Below are 19,314 nucleotides of genomic sequence, written 5' to 3'. Positions count from 1 at the left end.
GGCCGCCAATGGCGACGGCAACGCTCCCGGGCGCCTCATCTTCCGCCCGCCGCGCCACAGCGCTCGGGACGAACCCCCTCTCGTCGGCCGTCGCGAGCGCTCCCCGTCGAGCGATGTCGAGCGCGAAGGCGATGAACGCCGCGGCATAGAAGCCCATCGCTACGTAGATGGAGACCGTCGAGATGGCGGAGAGGGATTCAGTCACGGTGTTTGCCTCAGTGTCGAGTCGTCGAGCGCGACCACCGCGCTCGACAGGTTACCGACACGGTGTCGGCAACTTGCTCCTTGGCATACTATACGGATGCCAAGGATCTCTGCTCCCACCGTCGCAGAACACCGAATCGTTCAGCGCGCGGCGCTTTTGAGCGCGGTGAAGGAGATCCTGCTGTCGTCCGGCGCTGACGCAGTGACGGCGCGAAGCGCAGCAGAACGAGCAGGACTGGCGCGGTCCAGCTTCTACGAGTACTTCGCCTCCCGGGACGAAGCCATCGTGGCGGTCGCCATCGAGGCGTTCCGGGAATGGGGTGCGGAGATCGAGCAGGCCCTCCAGGAGGTCGAACCCGCCGAGAAGCTCGGTGCCTACATCACGACGAACCTGATGATGGCTGCCGATGGGAAACACCGGATCGCGTCCATCCTGCAGAAGATCGAGCTGACGCCCGAACGACATGAGGACATCATCGCCCTCCATGACACCCTGGTCGGTCCCCTCATCCAGATCGTTCGCGAGCTCGACAGCAGCCGACCTGTGATCGATATCTCGCTCGTGCGCGGACTCCTGAACGCGGGCATGCAGCTGGTGGAGCAGGGGTCCGATGCGGACGAGGTGGCGACACGCATTCGCGAAGTGCTCCATCGCGGGATGACGTAACGGAACAGACAGTCCCCGCGTCCAGCGACCAGCGCCGGCGCAGCCTCACCGACCCGCAGCAGACTGTCGATCCGCGCCTGGCCCGATCGTCATCCAAGTGTCATCATCGAACGATCCGGAAGGACACTCTCACCATGCGCTACACGATCCTGATGCACTACCCCGAGCTGGCCGCCAGCGGCGAACTCGACGAGGCCGCCCTCAAGGAGGGCATGGCCGCCTTCGATAAGTACGCGCGGGACTTGCACGCCGCGGGCGTGCTCCGCTCGGGCGAGGTGCTGCAGCCGTCGTCCGCGACGACGACGCTGCGCATCACCGAGGCCGGCCCGCAGATCCAGGACGGCCCGTTCGCCGACACCAAGGAGCAGCTCGGCGGCACCGTCGTCATCGACGTTCCCGACCTGGATGCCGCCCTCGAGTGGGCGAAGCAGGCCCCGTCCGCCGCGTGGGGTCCCGTGGAGGTGCGCCCGACCGCGACGTACGTCGTCGACGGCACGTGGGTTCCCGCCCCGTGACGGACGCGGATGCGCGGGCGGTCGCCGAACGCACCGCCCGCGCATCCTACGGTCGGCTGGTCGCGATCCTCGCCGCCCCGACCCGCGACCTTGCGCTCGCCGAGGACGCCCTGGCCGACGCCTTCGAGCAGGCGCTCACCACCTGGCCCAGCCGGGGCATCCCCGCCAACCCCGAAGGCTGGCTCCTCACCGTCGCCCGCAACCGCCAACGCGACGTGTTCAAGTCGGCTGCCCACCGCACCTCCGCACCACTGGAAGAAGGGGATGGCGTGATCGACATCGACGCAGCGTTCCCCGACCTCGACGCCCTCCCGGACAAGCGGCTCGAGCTGTTGTTCGTGTGCGCGCACCCGGCGATCGACGTCAGCATCCGCACCCCGCTCATGCTGCAGACCGTGCTCGGACTCGAGGCGGCACAGATCGCCCGCGCCTTCGCCGTCCCCGCGCCCGCAATGGCCCAGCGGCTCGTGCGGGCGAAGCGCCGCATCCGGGATGCGGGGATCCCGTTCAGCGTCCCGTCGCGCGACCAGATGGCCGACCGGTTGCCCGCCGTACTCGAGGCGATCTACGGCGCCTTCGCGATCGACTGGGACAGCACGAGCGACTCGTCCCTCGCCGGCGAGGCGCTCTACCTGGCGGTGACGCTGGCGGCACTGCTCGGCACCGAACCCGAGGCGTTCGGGCTGGCGGCGCTGATCGCGCTCTCGTCGTCGCGGGCGCCGGCCCGCGAGGTCGACGGTGCGTTCGTCCCGCTGGATGCGCAGGATCCGGGGCTGTGGGATGGGGCGCTCGTTGCGGAGGGTGAGGCCTACTTGCGGCGGGCGCACGAGCTGGCTGCTGCAGCACCATCGGCCGGCCGTCGCTTCCAGCTCGAAGCCGCGATCCAGTCGGCGCACGTCGCCCGCTTCTTCGGCGCGGAGACGGACTGGATGGCGATCCGGGCGCTGACGGCGGCGCTAGTGGAGGTCTCCCCCACGCTGGGAGCACGCGTCTCGCTCGCGGCGGTGACGGCGCGGCTAGATGGGGCGGCAGCGGGGCTTGCGGCGCTGGATGGGATTCCGGACACGTTCGACCCGGCACGGCGACTTCGGGTGGTGCTAGAGGATGCAGCCCCGGACGACTCGCCGGATACCCCTGTGTAGAGGGTCGGCTTGCGTGCGACCGCGGATGTGACTCGCGCAGACGGCGGCAGCGAGAATGCCGCCGAAGACCCTCAACTCAGGGGGCGGGGTCGACGCGACGGGCGAGGCCGTCCACGATCAGTTCCAGTCCCTCTTCGAATGCACGGGTGTGGTCTATCGGAGGCAGCGCGTCGGACTCCCCCGCCGCGGTGATCGCCGCCTGCGCGTCCGCCTGCTCTTCCAGCACACTGCCCACTGTGAATCGGCTGGCGGCGAGCATTGCAAACTGCGCGTCACGCTCCGGCACGCCCGCCTGCGTGAGGAACTCCATCTTCGCAGCGATGCGATCGAGATCACCGTTCGGGACGAGGCCGGCGTGCAGCCGCGCGCCGTCGCGGCGCAGGAGCAGGGTCCGACGAAAGCTGCGGGTGTTCTCGAGGAACCAATCCTGCCAGCGCTCGTCGGGACCGGGAAGCGGCGCGGTGGCGTGCGGCACCATCGCCGCCTCGGCCATCGCGGCCAGCAGTTCCCCCTTGTTGCGGAAGTGCCAGTACAACGATGGCTGCTCGACGCCGAGCCTCGTGGCCAGGCGCCTCGTGCTCACACCGTCCAACCCGACCTCATCCAGGAGGTCGAGTGCCTCAGAGATCACCGTGTCCCGATCGAGCTTCGCCACATTGACAACTTATCACCGATAGGCGACGATGAGTGCAACCTATCAGCGATAGACAAAGGTGGTGTGAGATGAAGGTACTCATCTGCGGTGGCGGGATCGCCGGGCAGGCGCTGGCGTTCTGGCTGGCCGGCGCTGGCCACGACGTGACGGTGGTCGAACGGTTCCCGGCGCTCCGCGCCACCGGTGCGCAGGTCGACCTGCGAGGCCAGGGCATCGAGGCGGCTCGACGGATGGGATTGATCGACCGGATCCGGGCGGCTCGCGTGGACGAGGAGGGCGTCGCGTTCGTGAACGCTCAGGGACGACCCCGGGCCACGATCATGGCCAACACCTCCGGCACCGGCAGGCAGTCTCTGACCTCCGAGTACGAGATCATGCGCGGCGACCTCGTGCGCATCCTCCACGACGCCGTCCACGATCGCGCCCGGTTCCTCTTCGACACGAGTGTCGACAGCTTCGAGCAGGACGACACGAAGGTCACCGCGCACTTCTCCGACGGCGCATCCGAAGACTTCGATCTGCTCGTCGGCGCCGACGGACAGGGCTCCCGCATTCGCCGCGCTCTCCTCCCCGATGGCGCCGACCCGTATCGGCGCGTCGGAATTCACATGGCCTACTGGTTCATCCCTCGCATCGCTTCGGATGGCAGCATCCGCGACACCTACATGGTGCCCGGCGGGCGGCAGATCATGCGCCGCAGCCACAGCCCCGAAGAGACCCAGGTGTACTTCGTGCTCCGCGAGCAATCGGCCGAGGCCACAGCGATCCACCGCGCTCCGGTGGAGGAGCAGAAGCACTTCTGGGCTGCCCGGTTCCGCGATGCAGGCTGGCAGACCGAACGCTTCATCGACGGCATGAATGACGCTCCCTTCTTCTACTCCCAGGAGGTTCTGCAGGTACGCACCGACACTTGGTCGAAGGGTCGCGTCGTGCTCGTCGGCGACGCCGCGCACTGCGCCTCCCCCTACAGCGGCATGGGCGTCTCGGGCAGCCTCGTCGGGGCGTACGTGCTCGCCGGCGAGCTGAATCGCACCCCGGCCGACCTCCCTCGTGCGCTGGCGAGCTACGACCGGGTCTTGCGGCCTTTCGTCGACGAGATTCAAGCCACCGTCAAACCTCGCCTGCTGCGCCTCGGGATGCCGAACTCACGGCTCGCGATCAGCGCCTTCCAGTCGGCCACCGCCCTCGCCACCGCCTTGCGCATTCCCGACCTCGTCGCCCGGTTCTCCGCAGAAGACCGCGGCGGGGACTGGGCGCTACCCGACTACCCGACGTACGTCGACGGTCATCTACACCTGCCCTCCTGATCGGCGAGGTTTCACCCCGGAACCGCCGCTAACGCACGAGACGCGTTCTAGACACCGGTCACGCAGCGAGATGGAAGAGCATCGTGTGCCGGTTGCCGAACCGGTTGGCTGACGCGTCACGATCTCCACGCCGGTCACCAGGCTGCACCCCACCGCTACCCCAAACGCCGGCTCACGCTTCGCGTTCTCCGGCGCTCGGGGCCCCTCGCGGCGGGGCCCGGGAAGTCCGCAGCGAGTCACGACAAAAAGAGAAGGGTCCCAGTTCGCAGAGCGAACCAGGACCCTTCTCTTTTTGTCGTGACGTCGGGCTGACAGGATTTGAACCTGCGACCCCTTGACCCCCAGTCAAGTGCGCTACCAAGCTGCGCCACAGCCCGTTGCTGCCCCACCCAGGCGCTGGGCACCAAGCGAGGCAACTCCACTATCTTAGCGTGTCGGCGGGGGTGCGTCGTGCACCAACCCGAAGGTGCCTTGACGGCCCCGCCGACACGACGACGAACGCGCGCTCAGGGGCTTCCCGACGAAGCCGGCGCGTATCGCCGCCTGGAACCTCCGCCCCGCAGCGGATGTGTCCAGTCAGGTCGACGACGGGATGCGAGCAGGGGGTCTGCATCCCGCCGCCGAGTCTCATCCGGCGGTGGAACCGCCGAGGATCTGGTCGATCTCGTCCTGGGTGAGCGGGGTCCAGGGGGACGAGTCGGGGTCCGAGCTGGCGGCCTCGGGGCTGTCGCCCTGGGTCCACCACTTGGCTTCGAAGGGCACGCCGTCGAAGAGTACGCGCTGGCCCTTGTCGAACTGTCCCGTGCCGGTCCACTCGGGGTAGGTGCCGGCGGGGAGGGTGGGCTGCGGGATGGGCGTCTCACCGGCCAGCACGGGGCCGACGAGCTCCCACGGGGTCTCCCACGCGTTCAGGACGGGGTTGTCGGGCACGTCGCCCTTGGTCCACCACTTGGCGACGTACACATTGCGGTGCCAGACGACCTTGGTGCCCTTGAGGTACGAGTTGGTCTGGGTCCAGATGGCGTACGGGGAGGTGGCGGGATCGTCGGCGACGGCGGTGCTGGTGGGCTCCGCGGTGGTGACGGACGACTCGCCGAGCGAGATGTGACCGTCGAAACCCTTGGAGAGGATGCCGGCGAAGGTCTGCTTGCCCTGGCTGACGCCGGAGCAGGCGTCCGAGACGACGGAGGTGTCGACGTAGTTCGAGCCGCAGGTCTTGTCGCGGTTGGCGGACCACATGGACATGCGGCCGATGCCCTCGGAGAGGGCCCACGTGTTGAAGGCGGTGGCGTCCTTGAGGCTGAAGACCTCATCCTCCACGTCGTTCTGGCCGATCATGGGGGTGGCGCCGATCTTCGCCCACAGGCTGGGGTCGCTCTGGTGCAGGTCGGCCCGGTCGTAGAGCACGCCGAGCTGACGCTGAGCGGCGGTGACGGCGGCCTGGGCGTTCTGCGCCATGGACTTCTTGGCATCCTTCGACTGACCGAAGTCCATGGTCATGACGTTGACGCCGGCGATGTCGACCTTGGCCTTGAGCATGGCGGCGATGGCGTTGGTGCCGTCGGAGGTCATGCCGCTGGGCGCGACGGGGAGGGTCAGCCACACGGCGAGGCTCTTGCCGGCGGCGCGACGCTCCTTCTGCAGGTCGGCGATGGCGGTGGCGCGACGCTCGGCGGCCGCGGTGTCGGTCAGGCCGTTGCCCTCGAGGTCGAGATCGATGGTGCCGATCTTGTACCGGTCGACGACGGAGGCGTACGCATCCTTCAGCTCGGTGGCGTCGGTGCACTTCACGGCGAGCTCGTCGTTGTTCAGGCCGCCGAACGAGACGGCGACGGTGCCACCCTGCTGCTGGAGGCGCGCGATGCGGCGGTCCAGGTCGAGGGAGGAACGGGCCTGGTCGAGGGTGTAGGCGGCGCCCCACGAGGGGGTGCACGCCTTCTCCTTCGACGAGACGACGAACGAGAGCACGGCGTCCTTGGAGGAGGTGGCGCCCATGTTCTCGAACGCGAACCGCGGGGTGGCGGTCACGTCGACGTAGGAGGCGAACCAGGGCTTGGAATCGACGGCGGCGCGGGCGCTCCACCACTGGAATCCGACGACACCGCCGGTGATGACGATGGCGGCGACGAGCGTTGCACCGACGACCCGCCAGAAGCCGAGCCGGCGGCCGGAGGTGGACTCGGGCGCCTGGGCGCGCTCGATCTGGGCCGCGTCCGCGGCCTTCGTGTCGCGAGCCATCAGGCGGCCTGCTTCTCAGCGTCGTCGACCACGGAGTCACCGGACACGGCAGCACCGGCAGCACCCGTGGCACCCGCGGCGGCGGCGCGCTCCAGGTGGGGCACCTCCCCGCCGGAGTGGCCGTGGTACAGCACGGAACGCCAGTCGAGCGACTCGGTGGCGGGAGCCGGAGCCGCGGCGTCGCGCTTCTTGCCCTTCTCGACGTACAGCGGCTTGGTCAGGCCGAGCCAGATGTCGACGATGGTGGCGCCGATGCCGATGTAGGAGATGATCGCCCAGATCGCGAGGGTGGCGTTGAAGGCGGCGAACGCGGCGTTGCCCCAGTTCTGCGCGTTCCAGTCGCGCCACAGGGTGAACAGCGAGAAGGCGACCATCGCCAGCGGGGCGACCACGTAGAGCAGCGGCGACGCGGTGCGGTTCTTGACCTTCGGCGTGCGGGCGAAGGGGATCTTCTTGCCGGTCAGCGACTGCTGGATCGACTTGAGCACACCGGCCAGGTTCACGGGCAGCAGGATCAGGTTGAAGCCGTAGATCCGGAAGATGTCGGTGGCCTTGTAGCCGGAGTAGCGCAGGTCGGAGGCCTGGCTGATGAAGTACGGCAGCGCGGCCAGCAGCACCATGGGGCTCAGGAGGCGGCCGTCGTACGGGTAGGCCAGCAGGAAGACGAGGCCGAAGCTCGCCCAGCAGATGGAGGCCATGTAGTTCACGCGCAGCAGCAGCTCGATGCGGGAGACGTTCTCCCCGCGACGGCGACGCTCCTTCACCTGGCGCCACAGCTTCGGGAGGATGAGCAGACCGCCGTTCGCCCAGCGGCGACGCTGCACGATCAGGGAGCCGAAGTCCGGCGGGGTGGCGGAGTAGCTCAGGCGCTCCGGGTAGTTCGCCAGGGTCCAGCCGTGGGTGCCGAGGTCGATGCTCGACTCGGTGTCCTCGATGACGGTGCGGTCCTGGATGTACCGGCGCACCTCGAAGCCGCCGACGAACTCGGTCTCGACGATGTCCTCCAGCGCGCGCTTGCGGATGACCGCGTTCGCGCCGACCCAGAACGTGGCGCCGTAGTACGACTTGCCCTGGTGCAGGATGTGCTGGATGTCGGTGGTCGCACCGGCGAGGCGCTCGATGCGGGTGCCTGCACCGCGGAACGACGAGTACGGGGTCTGCGTGACGGCGACGCGGGCGTTGTCCGGCTGCTGCAGGAAGTAGGTCAGGCGCAGGCAGTACTCGCGCAGCAGGATGGAGTCGGCGTCCAGGGTGAGCAGGAAGTCGCTGTCCGGGATCTCGATGTCGCCCGGGCGGCGCTGGCCGGCCGGGACGGGGGTCAGGATGGGGCCGTCCGGCGTCTCCTCGGTGCGGTACACGCCACCCATCAGGCCGATGTAGGCGTTCAGGTTCATCGCCTTGTTGGCCTCGTGCGAGAGGGAGGCCCACTGCTTGCGCTCGAAGACGGCGAGCTCGGCGTCGAAGGTCCAGGTGAGGCGGCGGTACAGCTGCGCGACGCGCTCGGTGGAGAGGGTGGCGCCGTCCTCGATCGCGGCGCGCACGGCCTCCCCCGTCAGGGCGAGGTCGTCGCCGAGGGCGCGGAGCACCTGGTCGGCGAAGAAGACGTCCACGTGGTCGTCGATGGCGTGAGCGTCGGCCTGGGCGTACAGCCATTCGGCGGCCCAGGTGTAGTGGTCGGCGAGCTCGCGGGCGTCGTCGGTGGAGGCGAACGCGCGGCCGTCGCCCAGCTCGAAGCGCAGCAGCGCGTCGGTGAAGCGGAAGCGCGGCTCCGACAGCTGGTCGCTGATGCTGGCGGCGAGGTCGCGGGTGGCCTCGAGGCGCTCGATCACGGCCGGGTCGGTCGGGTTGGGGTTGTCGTCGAGCAGCAGCACGACGCGCTTGGAGGGGAACTCCTGCAGCGCGGCCGAGAGCAGCGTCATCCGCACGACCTCCGGCTCCTCCGCGTAGGAGGGCACGAGGACGGTGATGGTCGGCTGGTTCTCGGAGAAGTGGCGGTCGAGCTCGGCGCGGGGAACGCGCACGTGCTTCTGGAACCGCTGCAGCGCGCCCTGGCGGGCGACGAGGTACATCAGCGCGGAGAAGGTGAGGAAGGTGACGACGACCGTGTAGCCGATCGCCTCCATCGTGAACCGGAAGTCCTGCGTGCCGAGCACCAGGAACTGGCGGATGATCGTGGTCACCACGTAGATCGCCCAGAAGACGATCGTCAGCACGATGGCGACGCGGCTCCAGGTGACTTTGCGGTCCGACGGCTTCGGGTGGACCGTCGGCAGCGGGGTCGTGCGCTTCTCGGAACCGAGCTGGCGCTTTCGGGCAGGGGTGTATGAACTTGTAGAACTCATGATCGGGTATGCGTCCTTGATAATGAGAGTCCGCGCCTTCGGGTGGCGCGGTCGGGTAGCTCTCGGTTGTCCACCATAGTGAGGACACGGTGGGGGACAAATACCCCCAACATGGTCGCCCCCGATCTGGGGGTGACTCGTCACCGAATTTCTCAGAATCGCTCGCGCGTGTCCGCTTGACGCACAAGGGCACCGAGCTTCACGTTGTTGCGGTCGAATCCGGGGAGATGACCGCAACAACGTGAACTTCGGCGCCCGAAGCTCGCGACCGGCGCGCGCTGCCTAGCGCTGGCGCTTCTCGCGCACGCGCATGTTGAGCACGATGGGCGTGCCCTCGAAGCCGTAGACCTCGCGCAGCCGGCGGATGATGTAGCGCCGGTATCCCGGGTCCAGGAACCCGGTCGTGAAGACCACGAATGTCGGCGGGCGGCTGGTCGCCTGCGTGCCGAACAGAATGCGCGGCTGCTTGCCACCGCGCACCGGGTGCGGGTGGGCGGCCGTGAGCTCGGCCAGGAAGGCGTTGAACTTGCCGGTCGGGATGCGGGTGTCCCACGACTCGAGCGCGAGCTCCAGCGCCGGGACGAGCTTCTCGAGGTGGCGGCCTGTGCGGGCCGAGATGTTGACGCGCGGCGCCCAGGAGACGTGGGCGAGGTCCTGCTCGATCTCGCGCTCCAGGTAGCGGCGGCGCTCGTCGTCCAGCAGGTCCCACTTGTTGAAGGCCAGCACGAGGGCGCGGCCCGACTCGAGCACGAGGTCGATGATGCGCACGTCCTGCTCGCTGATGGGCTGGCTGACGTCGAGCACGACGACGGCGACCTCCGCCTTCTCCAGCGCGGTGGAGGTGCGCAGCGACGCGTAGAAGTCGGCGCCCTGCTGCAGGTGCACGCGGCGGCGGATGCCGGCGGTGTCGACGAAGCGCCACACCTTGCCGGCCAACTCGACCTGCTCGTCGACCGGGTCGCGGGTGGTGCCGGCGAGCTCGTTGACGACCACGCGCTCCTCCCCCGCCGCCTTGTTCAGGAGGGAGGACTTGCCGACGTTCGGCCGGCCGACGATCGCGACGCGACGGGGTCCGCCGACCTCCTGCTTGGCGACGGCCGAGACCTCGGGCAGCGCCTTCAGGATGTCGTCGAGCAGGTCGGCGACGCCGCGGCCGTGCAGGGCCGAGACGGGACGCGGCTCGCCGAGGCCCAGCGACCACAGCTCGGTCGCGAAGGGCTCCTGGCGCGCGTCGTCCACCTTGTTGGCGGCGAGGAAGACCGGCTTGTCGGTCTTGCGCAGCATTCGCACGACGTGCTCGTCGGTCGCGGTCGCTCCGACCGTCGCGTCCACGACGAACAGCACCGCGTCGGCGAGGTCGACCGCGACCTCGGCCTGCGCGGCCACGGACGCGTCGATGCCGCGGGCGTCGGGCTCCCACCCGCCGGTGTCGACGAGGGTGAAGCGGCGGCCGTTCCACTCCGCCTGGTACGACACGCGGTCGCGGGTCACACCGGGGGTGTCCTCCACGACGGCCTCGCGGCGGCCGAGGATGCGGTTGACGAGCGCCGACTTGCCCACGTTGGGGCGGCCGACGATGGCGAGCACCGGCAGGGCGGGGAGGAACGTGATCGCGTTCGGGTCCTCGCTGACGGTCTCGAGGATGTCGAGGTCGCTCTCGTCGAGCTCGTAGTCGTTGAGGCCGCTGCGCAGGGCGGCGGCGCGCTGGACGGCGAGGACGTCGTCCATCTCCGCCAGCCGCTCGGCGAGGTCGTCGGCCCCGACGGGCTCGTTGTCGATGTCAGACATGGGTCTCTTTCTGTACGACCTGGATGACCGCATCCACGGTCTGGTCGAAGTCGAGGTCGGTGGAGTCGACGGTGGTCACACCGTCCGCGGCGTTCATGAAGTCGACGACCCGGGAGTCGGCCGCGTCCCTCCGGAGCAGCGCCTCGCCGACATGGGCGGCGGAATGGCCGATCAGCTCAGCAGAACGTCTGGCAATTCTAACGGATTCGTCGGCGGTGAGCAGGATGCGCACGGGAGCATCCGGAAACACCACGGTCGTGATGTCCCGGCCCTCGACCACGACGCCCGGTTTGCCGGAGCGCCGCACGATGTCGCGGAAGAGCTGGGTGAGGTAGGCGCGCACCTCCGGCACCCGCGCGATGGCGCTCACCACGGCGGTGACGTCGGGCTCGCGGATGGCGTCGGTCACGTCGTGATCGCCGACGAAGACGCCCGTCTCGGCCGGGTCCTCCCCCGACGGGTCGGTGCCGATCCGGTAGTCGAAGTCGGGCAGCGCGTCGATCACGGCCGCGGAATCGGTCGGGTCGAGCCGGCGCTGCACGACGTACCAGCTCAGCGCGCGGTACGCGGCGCCGGTGTCGAGGTACGCCCAGCCGAGCCGGCGGGCGGTGGCCTTCGAGACGGACGACTTGCCGCTGCCGGCGGGTCCGTCGACCGCCACCACGATCGGGGTCTGTGCGAGCTCTGTCATCCGGCGATCCTCCAGCCGCGGTCGGTCAGGTCGTTCACGGTGCGGGTCAGCACCTCGGGCAGCACGGCGATCTCGGCGAGGCCGAAGGCGGCTCCGGGCGAGTGCTCGAGCCGCAGGTCCTCCAGGTTCACGTCGAGGTCGCCCAGTTCGTTCAGGAGGCGCGCGAGCTCGCCGGGGCGGTCCTCCACCATCACGACCACGGAGCTGTAGCGCTTGTCCTGGCCGTGCTTGCCGGGCAGGCGGGAGACGCCGACGTTGCCGCCCGCGATCTCCTCGGCGATCGCGCGCCGCGAGCCGGCCGCATCCACGTCGCCGAGGGCCACGAGCACGCGGTCGAGGTCGTCGCGGTAGGCGTGCAGGATCTCGACGATCGCGGGCGCGTTCGCACCGAGGATCTGCACCCACAGCTCGGGCTCGCTCGCCGCGATACGGGTCACGTCGCGCACGCCCTGGCCCGCGAGGCCGAGAGCGGCGTCGGTGGAGCCGGCGAGGCGCTTGGCCATCAGGCTCGACACGATCTGCGGCGCGTGCGAGACGAGGGCGACGGCCGCGTCGTGGTCGGCCGCGCCCATCTCGACCGGCGTCGCGCCGAGGTCCAGGATGAGCGCCTCCACCAGGCTGACGGCCTCGCGCGGGTTCTCCGGTCGCGCCGCGACCACCCACGGGCGGCCGATGAAGAGGTCGGCGCGGGCCGCGCTGGGGCCGCCGCGCTCGCGCCCGGCGAGCGGGTGCGAGCCGACGTAGCGCGACAGGTCGGCGCCCGACTCCTGCAGCTCCGAGAGCGGCGCGACCTTCACGCTGGCGACGTCGGTGACGACCGCTGCGGGATGCGCGGCGAGCTCGTCCGCGACGACGCGCGACACCAAGTCCGGCGGCACCGCCACCACGATCAGAGACGGCTCCGAGCCTCCGTCGTCCGCGCGCCCCGCCCCATAGTCCGCGGCCAGCCGCAGGTGGGCGGGCGAGGCGTCGGCGAGCAGCACGTCGACACCGCGGGCGCGCAGCCCGAGTCCGACGGAGGCGCCGAGCAGCCCGGCGCCGACGACGCGGACGGGACCGGTGAGCCGGGAGGCGGGTTCGTTCACGCATCCACCTTAGTCAGCGGCGGCACCCCTCATCGCCGCACCCCTCCCCCACACATTTGTGCCAAATGTCGACTTTGGCGGCACCAAAGGCGACATTTGGCACGAATCGGGAGGGGGTCAGGGCCGGCGGGGTCAGCGCTCGGCGGGGTCGGCGGAGTCGGCGGAGCCCTCGCGGGAGATGGTGAGCAGCTTGCCCAGCTCCTCCTTGGTCAGGTCGCGCATCGCGCCGACCTTCAGGGTGCCGAGGTGCAGCGGGCCGAACTGGCGGCGGACGAGCTCGATCACGGGATGTCCGACCTCCGCCATCATGCGGCGCACGATCCGGTTGCGGCCGGAGTGCAGGGTCAGCTCGACGAGGCAGTCGTTCGCCCCGCCGCCGCCCTGGAGCAGGCGGGCGCGGTCGGCGGAGATCGGCCCGTCCTCGAGCTCGACGCCGCGGGTGAGGCGCGCGATCGTCTGCGGCGTGACCTGGCCGCGCACGCGCGCGATGTAGGTCTTCGTGACGCCGAAGCTGGGATGCGCGAGCACGTGGGCGAGCTCCCCGTCGTTGGTGAGGATGAGCAGCCCGGAGGTCTCCGCATCCAGCCGCCCGACGTTGAACAGCCGCTCCGCGAACTCGGAGGTGAAGCGGGACAGGTCGGGGCGCCCCTGCTCGTCGCGCATCGAGCTGACGACGCCGACGGGCTTGTTGAGCATGACGTAGCGGCGGCTGGTGTCCAGCTGCACGGCGGTGCCGTCGACGGCGACCTTGTCGTTCTCCGGGTCGATGCGGCGGCCGAGCTCGGCGACGACCTGGCCGTTCACCGTCACCCGGCCCTCGACGATCAGCTGCTCGGAGACGCGGCGGGAGGCGACTCCCGCCGCGGCCATGACCTTCTGCAGGCGTTCGCCCTGGGGTGCGTCCTCAACGGACATCGGCATCGAATCCTTCCGCTCCGTCCGCCAGCAGCGGGGAGATCTTGGGCAGCTCGTCCACGGAGTTGATGCCGAGTTGGGTGAGCAGCAGGTCGGTCGTGCCGTAGTTGATGGCACCCGTCTCGCTGTCGGTGAAGAGTTCTGTGATGAGTCCGCGGCCCAGCAGGGTGCGGACCACGGAGTCCACGTTGACCGCGCGGATGGAGGCGATCGCGCCGCGGCTGATCGGCTGCTTGTAGGCGATCACGGCGAGGGTCTCGAGCGCGGCCTGCGAGAGCTTGGTGGGGTTCTGCTGCAGCACGTAGCCGGCGACGACCTGGTCGTACTCGGCGCGCACGTAGACGCGCCAGCCTCCCCCGACCTCGCGCAGCTCGAAGCCGCGCCGCACGCTCCCGCCGGGGGCGTTGCCGTCGAAGTCCTCCACGAGCACGTCGATGGCCTGCCGCACCCGTTTCACCGGCGCACCGACCGCGGTCGCCAGGGTCACGACGCTCATCGGCTCGTCGGCGACCATGAGGATGGCCTCCAGTGCGCGCTCGATGTCGGTGTCGGCGACGGGCGCCGGCACCTCCGTGGTGTCGGTCGCGTCCGTCAGCTCCGGGGCCTCGTCCGCGTCCACGATCCCGGACACGTTCTCAACCGTCATAATCCGCTCCCAGGTTGGTCAGGTTCTCCTCGGACCAGTGCTCCGCCGTCCAGCGCAGCGTCAGCTCGCCCAGCGGCTCCAGCTGCTCGAAGGCGATGGCCGCGTGCCGGTACAGCTCGAGCACGGCGAGGAACCGCGCGATCACCACGCCCTTCTGGTCGGCGCCCGCGACCAGCTGCCGGAACGACAGCTGCTCGCCGCCGCGCAGCAGGCCGACGACCACGGCCGCCTGCTCCCGGATGCTCACCAGCGGCGCGTGCAGGTGGTCGAGGCCCACGACGGGGATCTCGCGGGGCGTCATCGCCAGGGTGGCGAGCGCGGCGAAGTCGTCGAGGCCCAGCGTCCACACCAGCTCCGGGTCGCGCTGGCGGAACTTGTCCTCCAGTCGCACGGTGCGGGTGTGCCGGCTGCTCTCGGCCTCCAGCGTCCCCGCGAACCACGCCGACGCCTCCTTGAACGCGCGGTACTGCAGCAGCCGCGCGAAGAGCAGGTCGCGCGCCTCTAGGAGCGCCACATCCTCCGCATCCACGAGCTCGCCCTGCGGAAGCAGCCCGGCGACCTTGAGGTCGAGCAGCGTCGCGGCGACGAGCAGGAACTCGCTCGCCTCGTCGAGGCTGTCCGCGGTGTCGAGCGCACGCAGGTAGGCGATGAACTCGTCGGTGACGCGGCTCAGCGAGATCTCGGTGATGTCGAGCTCGTGCTTCGTGATGAGCGAGAGCAGGAGGTCGAACGGCCCCTCGAAGGCGCCGACCGCGACGCGGAATCCGGCGTCGGCACCGGTCGCCCCGTCCGCCTCGGGCGGGGTCGCCAGCGTGCCCTGCGGGGCGTCGTCAGGCGACGGCGCCACGGAAGATCAGTTCCCGCGCGAGCTGGCGATAGGCCTCGGCGGCGGCGTGCTCGGGGGCGAACTGCGTGATCGGGGTGCCGGCGACCGAGGCGTCCGGGAACTTCACCGTGCGCGAGATCACCGTCTCCAGCACGCGGTCGCCGAACGCGTCCACGACACGCTCCAGGACCTCGCGCGAGTGCAGCGTGCGCGAGTCGTACATGGTGGCGAGGATGCCGTCGAGCTCGATCGCCGGGTTGAGCCGCTCGCGCACCTTGTCGATCGTCTCGATCAGCAGGGCGACACCGCGCAGCGCGAAGTACTCGCACTCCAGCGGGATCAGCACGCCGTGGCTCGCCGTGAGGGCATTCACGGTCAGGATGCCGAGCGACGGCTGGCAGTCGATCAGGATGACGTCGTAGTCGGCGCTGACCTTGCGCAGCACCGAGGCGAGGATCTGCTCGCGGGCGACCTCGTTGACGAGGTGCACCTCCGCCGCCGACAGGTCGATGTTGGCCGGGATGATGTCGAGGCCGGGGACGCTCGTGGTCTGGATGGCGCCCTGCACGTCCGCGTTGCGGTTCAGCAGCAGGTCGTAGATCGTCGTCACGTCGTGCGTCTGCGCGCCGAGGCCGGCCGAGAGCGCACCCTGCGGGTCGAAGTCGACGGCCAGCACGCGACGGCCGTAGTCCGCGAGGGTGGCGCCGAGGTTGATGGAGGTCGTGGTCTTGCCGACCCCGCCCTTCTGGTTGCAGAGCGCCACGATGCGGGCCGGGCCGTGCTGGTTCAGCGGGGCGGGCTGGGGGAACGCGCGCAGGGGTCGCCCGGTGGGTCCGAGCTTCGTGGTGAGGGAAGCCTCGTCCATACCGGGAAGCTCGGTCCTGACCTGGTCGTTGCGCGTCACCGGGGTGTTCCTCGTCCCTGTCGTAGGCGGTCTGTTCAAGGGGACAGTCTATCCGGGGCGAACCCCTGCCGCCGGGCGGGAGAGCGGCGGTTCGCGGGGCCGCGGATCAGCGCGCCCGCGGGTGCGCCGACGTGTAGACGTCGCGCAGCGTATCCGCCGTCACCAGCGTGTAGATCTGGGTCGTCGCCACCGACGAGTGCCCCAGCAGTTCCTGCACGACGCGCACGTCCGCTCCCCCGGCGAGCAGGTGCGTGGCGAACGAGTGGCGGAGGGTGTGCGGCGAGATCTCGACGGGCAGGTTCGCGCGCTCGGCGGCGGCGCGGATGATGAGCCAGGCGTTCTGGCGCGAGAGCCGTGCCCCGCGCATCCCGAGGAACAGCGCGGGCGTGGCGCGGCCCTTGGTCGAGAGCAGCGGTCGGGCGCGCACGAGGTAGGCGTCGACCGCCGCCCGGGCGTAGCTCCCGAGGGGGACGATGCGCTGCTTGCTCCCCTTGCCCGTCAGGCGCACGATGTCGGCGTCGATGACATCGTCCACGTTCAGCCCGACCGCCTCGCTGACGCGGGCGCCGGTGGCGTACATGAGCTCCAGGAGCGCCTTGTCGCGGAGGTTCACGACCTCCTCGCCGTCGGTCGCCGCGAGCAGGGCGCTCACCTGGTCGATCGTGATCGCCTTCGGGAGGCGGCTCGGGAGCTTCGGGGGTCGCACCTCATGGGCGACGTCCTGCTCCACCCGCCCCTCCTCCAGCAGGAACCGGTGGAAGCCGCGGACGGTCGACAGCACCCGGGCGAGGGAGGACGCGGTCAGCGGCGACTCCGGCCGTGTGCCGAGGTGCGCAACGAACTCCGACACCATCGGGCTGGTGACCTCCCGCAGGTCGCCCACCCCGCGCTCGTCGAGCCACGCCGTGTAGACCGAGAGGTCGCGCCGGTAGGCGGCGACGGTGTTCGCCGAGAGACCGCGCTCGATCGTCACGTGCCTCAGGAAGGCGTCCACCTCCGCCGCGGCGGTCATTCCCCGGCGAGCTTCGGGTGGGTCGGCCACGGCTCGTCCGCCGCGCCGAGCGTCGCCCAGCCCTTCTCACGCGCTGTTCGAGCCGCGAGCAGCGCGATGATGAGCGGCGCGTTGTGCACCGTCCGGGCGAGGACCGCGTCCACCGCGTCGTCGAGGGGCAGCCAGGCCGTCTCGATGTCGGCCTCCTCCTCCTCGCGGTCGAAGACCTCCGGCGCGGGACGCACGCCGCGCGCCAGGTAGATGCGGATCGCCTCGTCGCTGCCGCCGGGGCTCGTGAAGATGTCGGCCAGCACGTTCCACTCGTCGGCGACGAGGTCCGCCTCCTCTGCGAGCTCGCGCTTGACCGCCGCGAGCGGGTCCTCCCCGCGGATGTCGAGCAGCCCGGCCGGGATCTCCCAGTCGCGGTGCCGCACGGGATGCCGGTACTGCTTGATCAGCAGCACCCGCCCCGCGTCGTCCAGGGCGAGCACGGCGACCGCGCCCGTGTGGTCCACGTAGTCGCGGGTGATGTCCGCGTCGTTGTAGCGGAACACGTCGCGGCGCACGTCCCAGACCCGGCCGTGGAAGACCGTCTCGGACGAGACGATCTCGGGGCGGAACGCCTCGTCCGACAGCAGGCCGTCGCTCATCAGCCCTCCGCGGCGACTTCGAAGAGCAGGCTCGCCTTCTGGCGCTCGAGCGCCGCGCCGACCAGGCCGGCGAACAGCGGGTGCGCGTTGTTCGGGCGCGACCGCAGCTCGGGGTGGGCCTGGGTGCCGATGTAGAACGGGTGCACGTCGCGCGGCAGCTCGACGTACTCGACCAGGTGGCCGTCGGGCGAGGTGCCCGAGAACCACAGGCCGGCGTCGGCGATCTGCTCGCGGTAGTTGTTGTTGACCTCGTAGCGGTGGCGGTGGCGCTCGCTGGCCTCGTTTGAGCCGTACAGGTCGGCGGCGAGGGAGCCCTCGGCGAGCACGGCCGGGTAGAGGCCGAGGCGCATGGTGCCGCCCAGGTCGCCGCCGGCGATGATCTCGACCTGCTCCGCCATCGTCGCGATCACGGGGAACTCGGTCTCGGGGTCGAACTCCGACGAGGACGCGCCGGCGAGGCCCGCCTCGTGACGGGCGTACTCGATGACCATGCACTGCAGGCCGAGGCACAGGCCGAGCGCGGGGATGCCGTTCTCACGGGCGAAGCGCAGGGCGCCGACCTTGCCCTCGATGCCGCGGACGCCGAAGCCGCCGGGCACGCAGATCGCGTCGACCTCGCTCAGCTGGTGGGCGGCGCCCTCGGCGGTCTGGCACTCGTCCGACGGGATCCACTTGAGCTTCACCTTGGTCTGGTGCGCGAAGCCGCCCGCGCGGAGCGCCTCGGTGACCGAGAGGTACGCGTCCGGGAGGTCGATGTACTTGCCGACCAGGCCGATGGTGACCTCGTGCTTCGGGTCGTGCACGGCCTCCAGCAGGCGCGCCCAGCCGTTCCAGTCGACGTCCGCCGCCTTGTCGAGGCCGAGCTGGTCGATGATGTAGGCGTCCAGGCCCTGGTCGTGCAGCATGGTCGGGATGTCGTAGATGCTCGGCACGTCGATCGCGTTGACCACGGCCGCCTCGTCCACGTCGCACATGAGCGCGATCTTGCGCTTGTTGCTCTCGGAGACCGGGCGGTCGCTGCGGAGGACGAGCGCGTCGGGCTGGATGCCGATCGAGCGGAGCGCGGCGACCGAGTGCTGCGTCGGCTTGGTCTTCTGCTCGCCCGAGGCGTTCATGAACGGCACCAGCGAGACGTGCACGAAGAAGCAGTTCTTGCGGCCGAGCTCGTGGCGCACCTGGCGGGCCGACTCGATGAACGGCTGCGACTCGATGTCGCCGACCGTGCCGCCGATCTCGGTGATGATGACGTCGGGTGCGGGCTCGCCGTCCGGGCCGGCCTGGGCCTGGAGGCGCATCCGGCGCTTGATCTCGTCGGTGATGTGCGGGATGACCTGGACGGTGTCGCCGAGGTACTCGCCGCGACGCTCCTTGGCGATCACGTTCGAGTAGATCTGACCGGTGGTCACGTTGGCCGACTGGCCGAGGTTGATGTCGAGGAACCGCTCGTAGTGCCCGATGTCGAGGTCCGTCTCGGCGCCGTCGTCGGTCACGAAGACCTCGCCGTGCTGGAACGGGTTCATCGTGCCCGGATCCACGTTCAGATAGGGGTCGAGCTTCTGCATCACGACGCGGAGTCCGCGCGCGGTCAGAAGGTTGCCCAGGGAGGCCGCCGTGAGGCCCTTGCCCAACGAAGAAACGACACCACCGGTCACGAAAATGTGCTTGGTAATGCCGTTCGAGATGCCCGCTTCAGATTTATCCACCACGGGCTTGCAGCTTATCACCATCGGCTGCGAGAGGTTCGCGCG

Annotated in this window: 17 protein-coding genes and 1 tRNA gene; 4 read left to right on the top strand and 14 right to left on the bottom strand. The window is 69.9% G+C overall.

Annotation, left to right across the window (positions count from 1 at the left end):
* The first annotated feature begins 301 nt into the window (after positions 1–301).
* The 3 genes from BGO91_RS15515 (at position 302) to BGO91_RS15505 (ending at position 2,528) form a co-directional block, all read left to right on the top strand.
* Positions 302–871, top strand: coding sequence for a TetR/AcrR family transcriptional regulator (locus BGO91_RS15515; protein ID WP_290473624.1), 570 nt, complete (start codon positions 302–304; stop codon positions 869–871).
* A gap of 134 nt (positions 872–1,005) precedes the next feature.
* Positions 1,006–1,386: a YciI family protein gene (locus tag BGO91_RS15510; RefSeq protein ID WP_290473623.1), complete on the top strand. Its 381-nt coding sequence runs from the start codon at positions 1,006–1,008 to the stop codon at positions 1,384–1,386.
* Positions 1,383–2,528 carry a DUF6596 domain-containing protein gene (locus BGO91_RS15505; protein ID WP_290473622.1) on the top strand — a complete coding sequence of 382 codons (1,146 nt, stop codon included), beginning with the start codon at positions 1,383–1,385 and terminating at the stop codon, positions 2,526–2,528. Before BGO91_RS15510 ends, BGO91_RS15505 begins: the two co-directional genes overlap by 4 nt.
* Positions 2,529–2,604: 76 nt before the next feature.
* Here the strand turns inward: BGO91_RS15505 and BGO91_RS15500 are convergent, their stop codons facing one another.
* Positions 2,605–3,183: a TetR/AcrR family transcriptional regulator C-terminal domain-containing protein gene (locus tag BGO91_RS15500; protein ID WP_290473621.1), complete on the bottom strand. Its 579-nt coding sequence runs from the start codon at positions 3,181–3,183 to the stop codon at positions 2,605–2,607.
* 32 nt (positions 3,184–3,215) lie between these two features.
* On the opposite strand from BGO91_RS15500, the gene BGO91_RS15495 reads away from it, so the two are divergent.
* Positions 3,216–4,490 (top strand): FAD-dependent oxidoreductase, encoded by a 1,275-nt coding sequence (locus BGO91_RS15495; protein WP_290473620.1) that lies wholly within the window; start codon positions 3,216–3,218, stop codon positions 4,488–4,490.
* 303 nt (positions 4,491–4,793) lie between these two features.
* On the opposite strand, the gene BGO91_RS15490 is transcribed toward BGO91_RS15495, so the two are convergent.
* The 13 genes from BGO91_RS15490 to BGO91_RS15430 all read right to left on the bottom strand — a co-directional run bounded on the left by BGO91_RS15490 (position 4,794) and on the right by BGO91_RS15430 (position 19,293).
* Positions 4,794–4,867: transfer RNA gene (locus BGO91_RS15490), tRNA-Pro, on the bottom strand.
* 250 nt (positions 4,868–5,117) lie between these two features.
* Positions 5,118–6,728 (bottom strand): chitinase, encoded by a 1,611-nt coding sequence (locus tag BGO91_RS15485; protein ID WP_290473619.1) that lies wholly within the window; start codon positions 6,726–6,728, stop codon positions 5,118–5,120.
* Positions 6,728–9,070 carry a glycosyltransferase family 2 protein gene (locus tag BGO91_RS15480; protein ID WP_290473618.1) on the bottom strand — a complete coding sequence of 781 codons (2,343 nt, stop codon included), beginning with the start codon at positions 9,068–9,070 and terminating at the stop codon, positions 6,728–6,730. The genes BGO91_RS15485 and BGO91_RS15480 overlap by 1 nt, the downstream gene beginning before the upstream one ends.
* Before the next feature lie 282 nt (positions 9,071–9,352).
* A complete protein-coding gene (der, locus tag BGO91_RS15475; RefSeq protein ID WP_290473617.1) occupies positions 9,353–10,858 on the bottom strand; it encodes a ribosome biogenesis GTPase Der in 1,506 nt (501 codons plus the stop codon).
* The gene (cmk, locus tag BGO91_RS15470; protein WP_290473616.1) at positions 10,851–11,549 is read right to left on the bottom strand and encodes a (d)CMP kinase; all 699 of its coding nucleotides are present in this window, start codon (positions 11,547–11,549) and stop codon (positions 10,851–10,853) included. Before cmk ends, der begins: the two co-directional genes overlap by 8 nt.
* Positions 11,546–12,634 (bottom strand): prephenate dehydrogenase, encoded by a 1,089-nt coding sequence (locus BGO91_RS15465; protein WP_290473615.1) that lies wholly within the window; start codon positions 12,632–12,634, stop codon positions 11,546–11,548. Before BGO91_RS15465 ends, cmk begins: the two co-directional genes overlap by 4 nt.
* A 132-nt stretch (positions 12,635–12,766) precedes the next feature.
* Positions 12,767–13,549 carry a pseudouridine synthase gene (locus tag BGO91_RS15460; protein WP_290473614.1) on the bottom strand — a complete coding sequence of 261 codons (783 nt, stop codon included), beginning with the start codon at positions 13,547–13,549 and terminating at the stop codon, positions 12,767–12,769.
* Positions 13,539–14,195: an SMC-Scp complex subunit ScpB gene (gene scpB, locus BGO91_RS15455; protein ID WP_290473613.1), complete on the bottom strand. Its 657-nt coding sequence runs from the start codon at positions 14,193–14,195 to the stop codon at positions 13,539–13,541. The genes BGO91_RS15460 and scpB overlap by 11 nt, the downstream gene beginning before the upstream one ends.
* On the bottom strand, positions 14,185–15,006 hold the full coding sequence (locus BGO91_RS15450) for a ScpA family protein (protein ID WP_290473799.1): 822 nt from the start codon (positions 15,004–15,006) through the stop codon (positions 14,185–14,187). The genes scpB and BGO91_RS15450 overlap by 11 nt, the downstream gene beginning before the upstream one ends.
* 19 nt (positions 15,007–15,025) lie before the next feature.
* The gene (locus BGO91_RS15445; protein WP_179699641.1) at positions 15,026–15,925 is read right to left on the bottom strand and encodes a ParA family protein; all 900 of its coding nucleotides are present in this window, start codon (positions 15,923–15,925) and stop codon (positions 15,026–15,028) included.
* A gap of 106 nt (positions 15,926–16,031) precedes the next feature.
* Positions 16,032–16,937, bottom strand: a complete 906-nt coding sequence (gene xerD, locus BGO91_RS15440) for a site-specific tyrosine recombinase XerD (protein WP_290473612.1) — start codon at positions 16,935–16,937, stop codon at positions 16,032–16,034.
* The gene (locus BGO91_RS15435; RefSeq protein WP_290473611.1) at positions 16,934–17,566 is read right to left on the bottom strand and encodes an NUDIX hydrolase; all 633 of its coding nucleotides are present in this window, start codon (positions 17,564–17,566) and stop codon (positions 16,934–16,936) included. Before BGO91_RS15435 ends, xerD begins: the two co-directional genes overlap by 4 nt.
* A complete protein-coding gene (locus BGO91_RS15430) occupies positions 17,566–19,293 on the bottom strand; it encodes a CTP synthase (protein ID WP_290473610.1) in 1,728 nt (575 codons plus the stop codon). The genes BGO91_RS15435 and BGO91_RS15430 overlap by 1 nt, the downstream gene beginning before the upstream one ends.
* Between the last annotated feature and the right edge of the window lie 21 nt (positions 19,294–19,314).

The organism is Leifsonia sp. 71-9 (genome assembly GCF_001898805.1).
In the GTDB taxonomy this organism is placed as follows: Bacteria; Actinomycetota; Actinomycetes; order Actinomycetales; family Microbacteriaceae; genus Leifsonia.
The sequence above is the reverse complement of the archived record's forward strand: the minus strand, read 5'-3'. Positions and strand labels throughout refer to the sequence as shown.

Excerpts from the sequence above, each read along its gene's own strand:
- cmk (WP_290473616.1), bottom strand. The coding sequence starts at position 11,549 with ATGACAGAGCTCGCACAGACCCCGATCGTGGTGGCGGTCGACGGACCC.
- scpB (WP_290473613.1), bottom strand. The coding sequence starts at position 14,195 with ATGACGGTTGAGAACGTGTCCGGGATCGTGGACGCGGACGAGGCCCCG.
- BGO91_RS15510 (WP_290473623.1), top strand. The coding sequence starts at position 1,006 with ATGCGCTACACGATCCTGATGCACTACCCCGAGCTGGCCGCCAGCGGC.
- BGO91_RS15480 (WP_290473618.1), bottom strand. The coding sequence starts at position 9,070 with ATGAGTTCTACAAGTTCATACACCCCTGCCCGAAAGCGCCAGCTCGGT.
- BGO91_RS15460 (WP_290473614.1), bottom strand. The coding sequence starts at position 13,549 with ATGTCCGTTGAGGACGCACCCCAGGGCGAACGCCTGCAGAAGGTCATG.
- BGO91_RS15515 (WP_290473624.1), top strand. The coding sequence starts at position 302 with ATGCCAAGGATCTCTGCTCCCACCGTCGCAGAACACCGAATCGTTCAG.
- BGO91_RS15435 (WP_290473611.1), bottom strand. The coding sequence starts at position 17,566 with ATGAGCGACGGCCTGCTGTCGGACGAGGCGTTCCGCCCCGAGATCGTC.
- BGO91_RS15485 (WP_290473619.1), bottom strand. The coding sequence starts at position 6,728 with ATGGCTCGCGACACGAAGGCCGCGGACGCGGCCCAGATCGAGCGCGCC.
- BGO91_RS15430 (WP_290473610.1), bottom strand. The coding sequence starts at position 19,293 with ATGGTGATAAGCTGCAAGCCCGTGGTGGATAAATCTGAAGCGGGCATC.
- xerD (WP_290473612.1), bottom strand. The coding sequence starts at position 16,937 with ATGACCGCCGCGGCGGAGGTGGACGCCTTCCTGAGGCACGTGACGATC.
- der (WP_290473617.1), bottom strand. The coding sequence starts at position 10,858 with ATGTCTGACATCGACAACGAGCCCGTCGGGGCCGACGACCTCGCCGAG.